Raw genomic sequence first — 5,988 nt, forward strand, 5'->3', positions numbered from 1 at the left:
CCCGCCCTTGCGCAACAGGATCGACTGCCGGCCCGCGAGCATCGCGTGCACCGCGGCGCTCCACTCCTTGAGCGCCGGGCCGGTGGGCGCCGGCGTCACGCCGAGGTCTGCGCGGCCTTGGCGGCGATGCGGGCCCGCACCTCGGGGCGGCGCAGCGGCGGCACGGTCTTCGGCGGCTGGCGCCGCTCGGGCAGCGTCGACAGCAGCCGGGTGGTGGTGGCGGTGACCTCGGCGACGGCCAGTTCGAACGCCTCCTCGTTGGCCGTCGACGGCCGGGTGATGCCGCTGACCTTCCGGACGTACTGGCGCGCCGCGGCCTCGATCTCCTCGTCCGTCGCCCGCGGCTCCAGCCCACGCAGTTCAGTGATGTTTCGGCACATGACGACCACGATAGGCGCGGTCGCTAGCGTCTACCCCATGACCGACGCCGACGACATCCTGCTGATCGACACCACCGACCGGGTGCGCACCCTGACGCTGAACCGGCCGAAGGCCCGCAACGCGCTCTCGGCGGCGCTGCGCGGCAAGCTGTTCGGCGCGCTGCGGGACGCGGAGACCGACGACGACGTCGACGTGCTGATCTTCACCGGCGCCGACCCCGTGTTCTGCGCCGGCCTGGACCTCAAGGAACTCGGCGACCAGACCGAACTGCCCGACATCTCGCCGAAGTGGCCGCACCTGACCAAACCGGTGATCGGTGCGATCAACGGCGCCGCCGTCACCGGCGGGCTGGAGATGGCGCTCTACTGCGACATCCTGATCGCCTCGGAGCAGGCCCGGTTCGCCGACACCCACGCCCGCGTCGGCCTGATGCCCACCTGGGGGTTGTCGGTGCGGCTGCCGCAGAAGGTCGGTGTCGGGCTGGCCCGCCGGATGAGCCTGACCGGCGACTACCTTTCGGCATCCGACGCGCTGCGGGCCGGACTGGTCACCCAGGTCGTCGCACACGACGAGCTGCTGCCGACCGCGCGACAGGTCGCGGCCTCGATCGTCGGCAACAACCAGCGCGCGGTGCGGGCGCTGCTGGACTCCTACCACCGCATCGACGAATCGCAGACCAACGCCGCCCTGTGGATCGAGGCCGACTCGGCGCGCCGCTGGATGGCGACGGCGTCCGGCGACGACATCGCCGCCAACCGCGCAGCGGTGTTCGAGCGGGGCCGCGCCCAGGTGCGCTGACCGGCCGCAGGTCACGCCGTTCCGGGCACCAGCCAGCGGCCGGACAGGGCGCGCCAGCCGACGAACACCAGTCGCAGCACCATGAATGTGCTCAGCCCCGCCCAGATGCCGAGCAGTCCCCAGCCGAAGGCGAGCGACAGCCAGATCAGCGGCAGGAAGCCCAGCAGCGCCGCGGCCAGGGTGGCGTTGCGCATGAACGTGGCGTCCCCGGCGCCGAGCAGCACGCCGTCGATCGCGAACACGATGCCCGCGATCGGCAGCTGCGCCACCAGGAACCACCACGGCACCGCGATCTCGTCGAGCACCGACTGGTCGCCGGTGAACACGCCCGGCAGCACCGACGCACCTGCGGCGAACACTCCCGCCAGCGCCGCGGCGGCCGCGGTCGAGAACACCGTCACCCGCCACGCCACCGACTTGGCGTGCGCCAGGTGGCCGGCTCCGAGGGCGGCGCCGACCAGCGACTGCGCCGCAATGGCCAGCGAATCCAGCACCAGCGCAAGGAAACTCCACAGCTGCAGCACCACCTGGTGCGCGGCCACCGCGGCGGCGCCGAACCTGGCGGCCACCGCCCCCGCGGACACGAAGCACGCCTGGAACGCCAGCGTGCGCAGCACCAGGTCCCGGCCCATCACCACCTGCGCGCGCAGCACCGCCGGCGCAGGCCGCAGCGCGACGCGCTCCACCAGCAGCGCCCACACGAACAGCAGCGCGGCGATCCACTGGCCGACGACATTGGCGATCGCCGAGCCCGGCAGGCCCAGCCGCGGCGCGCCGAGCAGGCCGTAGACCAGCACCGGGCACAGCACCGCCGACACGGCGAAGCCGAACACCACGTAGCGCAGCGGCCGCATGGTGTCCTGCACGCCGCGCATCCAGCCGTTACCCGCCGCGGCAATCAGGATGGCGGGCACCGCGAGGCTCGCGATGCGCACCCACGGCAGGGCGGCCTCGGCGACCTCGCCGCCACCCGACAGTGCGGACACCAGCGGCACCGCCGCGACCTGCACCGCGGCCACGATCGCCGTGCCGATGGCCAGCGCCAGCCAGGTGGCCTGCACGCCCTCGCCGACCGCAGCGGTGCGGTCACCGGCCCCGAAGTAGCGCGCCGACCGGGCGGTCGTGCCGTAGGACAGGAACGTCAGCTGGGAGCTGAGCACGCCCATGATCAGCGCGCCGATGGCCAGGCCGGCGAGGCTGACCGCGCCGAGGCGGCCGATGACGGCCAGGTCGAACAACAGGTAGACCGGCTCGGCGGCCAACACGCCCAGCGCCGGGAACGCCAGCGCGGCGATGCGCCGGGAGGTTACCGGTTCCGGCCGTGCCGCGACCGGCTCGGGCAGGGCCCCGCTGACGTCGTCAGCCAAGGGCGGAATGCAGCGCCGCGACCACGTCGTCGGCGGATCCGATGGCCGAGTAGCCGGCCGCCAGCCGGTGTCCGCCGCCACCGAACGAACTGGCCACCGTGGCGAGGTCGAAGGACTTGGCGCGCATCGACACCGACCAGTGCAGCGGTTCGATCTCCTTGAACACCGCCGCCACCTCCGCCTGCGCGGTGGTGCGCACGATGTCGACGATGCTCTCCACCTCTTCGGGCCGCGCGGTGGACCACTCATCGTGTGCCACAACGGCATACACCAGGCCGCGGCCACCGGCGGCGTCGGGCACCAGGCGCGCAGAGGCGAGCACCCGCGACAGCATCGGCAGCCACGCGAACGGATGGGTGTCCAACAGCGTGCGGCTGATCGCGGCGTTGTCGACGCCCAGCTCGACCAGCCGGGCCGCCAGCCGGTGCGCGCGGGCGCTGGCCCACCGGAACGACCCGGTGTCGGTGGTCAGCCCCGCGTACAGGCAGTGCGCCACCCCGGCGTCGATCGGCTTGCCCCAGGCGTCGAGCAGTTCGGCGACCAGCATGGTGGTCGAGTCCGCCGACGGATCGACGTAGTTGGCGCTGCCGAACAGCTGATTGGAGGCGTGGTGGTCGATCACCAGCACGTCACGGTCGGGATGGGCGTCGAAATCGGCCAGGTCGCGCAGCGCACCCAGGCGATTCACACTCGGGATGTCGACCGTGACCACCAGGTCGGCGTCGCGCCGCATCGCGTCCGGTTGGACCAGCAGGTGCCCGCCGGGCAGCGACTGCAGCGATTCGGGCAGGTCCTCGGGAGCGGCGAAGCTGACCTGCACGGCCTTGCCCGCCTGTTCGAGGATCAATGCCAGCGCCAGCCCGGCGCCGATGGTGTCGGCATCGGGATAGACGTGACAGACCACGCTGACGGTGCCTGCCGCGGACAGCAGCCCGGCGGCCGTGTGCGCGTCGACGCGCGTGCCCGGCAGCGCGACGTCAGTCGCCTTGTCTGTCGTTGTCACCGGTGTCCTCAACATCGAGTCCGTTGTCTTGCCCGTACTCCGAGTCCCCGCCGGTTTCCTCCGCCCCCGTCACACGGTACGGGTCGGCGTCGCCTGCGTGCCTGGCACCCTGCCGAACTCTCGCCAAATCCTCATCTGCGGCACGCGCGCGCGCCAGCAGCGCCTCCATGTGAGCGGAGGTTTCGGGAACCTTGTCGAGCTCGAAAGCCAGTGTGGGAGTGAACCGCACGCCGGTGGCGGCGCCGACCTTGCTGCGCAACGTGCCCTTGGCACGCTCCAGCGCCGCTGCCGCGGCGGCGTAATCGGGTTCGTCCTGCAGCGTCTCGCCGCGCACCGTGTAGAACACGGTGGCGTCGTGCAGGTCACCCGTCACCTTCGTGTCCGTGACGGTCACGAAGGCCAACGGGGGATCCTTGATCTCGAACTCGATCGCCGACGCGACGACGGTGCCGATGCGCTTGGCCAGCCGGCGTGCCCGTGCCGGATCGGCCACTACGTCCTCGCTTTTTCGACGAGTTCGTACGCCTCGATGATGTCGCCTTCCTTGATGTCGGAGTACGTCAGCGTGAGACCGCATTCGTAACCCTCGCGCACCTCGGTGACGTCGTCCTTCTCGCGCTTGAGCGACGAGATGGTGACGGTCTCGGCCACCACGACGTTGTCGCGCAGCAGGCGGGCCTTGGCGTTGCGCCGCATGATGCCCGATTGGACCAGGCAACCCGCGATGTTGCCGACCTTCGACGACCGGAAGATCGCGCGGATCTCGGCGCGGCCGAGCTCCTTCTCCTCGTAGACCGGCTTGAGCATGCCCTTGAGCGCGGCCTGGATCTCGTCGATGGCCTGGTAGATCACCGAGTAGTAGCGGATCTCGACGCCCTCGCGGTTGGCCAGCTCGGTGGCCTTGCCCTCCGCGCGGACGTTGAAGCCGATGATGATCGCATCCGAGGCCGACGCCAGGTTGACGTTGGTCTCGGTGACGCCACCGACACCGCGGTCGATGACGCGCAGTTCCACCTCGTCGTCGATCTCGATGCCCAGCAGGGCCTCCTCCAGCGCCTCGACGGTGCCGGAGTTGTCGCCCTTGAGGATCAGGTTCAGCTGGCTGGTCTCCTTCAGCGCCGAGTCCAGGTCCTCCAGGCTGATCCGCTTGCGCGAGCGCGCCGCCAGGGCGTTGCGCTTGCGGGCGCTGCGCCGGTCGGCGATCTGCCGGGCGATGCGGTCCTCGTCGACCACGAGCAGGTTGTCACCGGCTCCCGGCACCGACGTGAAGCCGATGACCTGCACCGGCCGCGACGGAAGGGCATCGTGGATGTCCTCGCCGTGCTCGTCGACCATGCGCCGCACGCGGCCGTAGGCGTCGCCCGCGACGATGGAGTCGCCGACCCGCAGCGTTCCGCGCTGGATCAGCACGGTCGCGACGGGGCCGCGGCCACGGTCCAGGTGCGCCTCGATCGCCACACCCTGGGCCTCCATGTCCGGGTTGGCCCGCAGGTCCAGCGCCGCGTCCGCGGTCAGCAGGACCGCTTCGAGCAGCGCGTCGATGTTGGTGCCCTGCTTGGCGGAGATGTCGACGAACATGGTCTCGCCGCCGAAGTCCTCGGCGACCAGGCCGTACTCGGTGAGCTGACCGCGGATCTTGGCCGGGTCGGCGCCCTCCTTGTCGATCTTGTTGACGGCCACCACGATCGGCACGTCGGCCGCCTGCGCGTGGTTGATCGCCTCGACCGTCTGCGGCATGACGCCGTCGTCGGCCGCGACCACCAGGATCGCGATGTCGGTGGCCTTCGCACCACGGGCACGCATGGCGGTGAACGCCTCGTGACCGGGGGTGTCGATGAAGGTGATCGGCCGCTCGGTGCCGTCGTGCTCGACCGTGACCTGGTAAGCGCCGATGTGCTGGGTGATGCCGCCGGCCTCGCCCTCGCGGACGGTGGCGTTGCGGATCGTGTCCAGCAACCGGGTCTTGCCGTGGTCGACGTGACCCATGACGGTGACCACCGGGGGCCGCTGCTCGAGGTCGTCCTCGCCGCCCTCGTCCTCGCCGTAGGTGAGGTCGAAGGATTCGAGCAGCTCGCGGTCCTCGTCCTCCGGGGACACGACCTGCACGACGTAGTTCATCTCGTTGCCGAGCAGCTCGAGGGTCTCGTCGCCCACCGACTGCGTGGCGGTGACCATCTCACCGAGGTTGAACAGCGCCTGCACCAGCGAGGCCGGGTTGGCGTTGATCTTGTCGGCGAAATCGCTCAGCGACGCGCCGCGGGCCAGCCGGATGGTCTCGCCGTTGCCGTGCGGCAACCGCACGCCGCCGACGACCGGCGCCTGCATGTTCTCGTATTCGGCGCGTTTCGCCCGCTTCGACTTACGGCCGCGCTTCGGCGCGCCACCGGGACGCCCGAAGGCACCCGCAGCGCCGCCGCGCTGGCCGGGACGACCACCGCC

The 5,988-nt window shown here is 71.0% G+C and carries 7 protein-coding genes; 1 reads left to right on the forward strand and 6 read right to left on the reverse strand.

Annotated features, from left to right (window positions below):
• Together Q2100_RS28605 and Q2100_RS28610 are read right to left on the reverse strand one after the other, a co-directional pair.
• On the reverse strand, positions 1–99 hold a 99-nt coding region (locus Q2100_RS28605), incomplete at its 3' end, for a DUF1802 family protein (protein WP_302916755.1).
• Entirely contained in the window at positions 96–380 is a 285-nt protein-coding gene (locus Q2100_RS28610) for a DUF2277 domain-containing protein (protein WP_302916751.1), read from the reverse strand. The genes Q2100_RS28610 and Q2100_RS28605, both read right to left, overlap by 4 nt.
• A 37-nt stretch (positions 381–417) precedes the next feature.
• On the opposite strand from Q2100_RS28610, the gene Q2100_RS28615 reads away from it, so the two are divergent.
• Positions 418–1,179, forward strand: coding sequence for an enoyl-CoA hydratase (locus tag Q2100_RS28615; protein ID WP_302916752.1), 762 nt, complete (start codon positions 418–420; stop codon positions 1,177–1,179).
• Positions 1,180–1,190: 11 nt separating this feature from the next.
• Here Q2100_RS28615 and Q2100_RS28620 read toward each other — a convergent pair whose 3' ends face one another.
• The 4 genes from Q2100_RS28620 to infB all read right to left on the reverse strand — a co-directional run.
• The gene (locus tag Q2100_RS28620; protein WP_302916756.1) at positions 1,191–2,522 is read right to left on the reverse strand and encodes an MATE family efflux transporter; all 1,332 of its coding nucleotides are present in this window, start codon (positions 2,520–2,522) and stop codon (positions 1,191–1,193) included.
• Positions 2,523–2,538: 16 nt separating this feature from the next.
• On the reverse strand, positions 2,539–3,549 hold the full coding sequence (locus Q2100_RS28625; RefSeq protein ID WP_302916753.1) for a DHH family phosphoesterase: 1,011 nt from the start codon (positions 3,547–3,549) through the stop codon (positions 2,539–2,541).
• Positions 3,524–4,042: a 30S ribosome-binding factor RbfA gene (rbfA, locus tag Q2100_RS28630; protein WP_264013512.1), complete on the reverse strand. Its 519-nt coding sequence runs from the start codon at positions 4,040–4,042 to the stop codon at positions 3,524–3,526. The genes Q2100_RS28625 and rbfA overlap by 26 nt, the downstream gene beginning before the upstream one ends.
• Positions 4,042–5,988, reverse strand: a 1,947-nt coding sequence (gene infB, locus Q2100_RS28635; protein WP_302916754.1) for a translation initiation factor IF-2, incomplete at its 5' end; no start/stop codon positions are given. The genes rbfA and infB, both read right to left, overlap by 1 nt.

It is taken from the genome of Mycolicibacterium arseniciresistens, assembly GCF_030519285.1.
GTDB lineage: Bacteria > Actinomycetota > Actinomycetes > Mycobacteriales > Mycobacteriaceae > Mycobacterium > Mycobacterium arseniciresistens.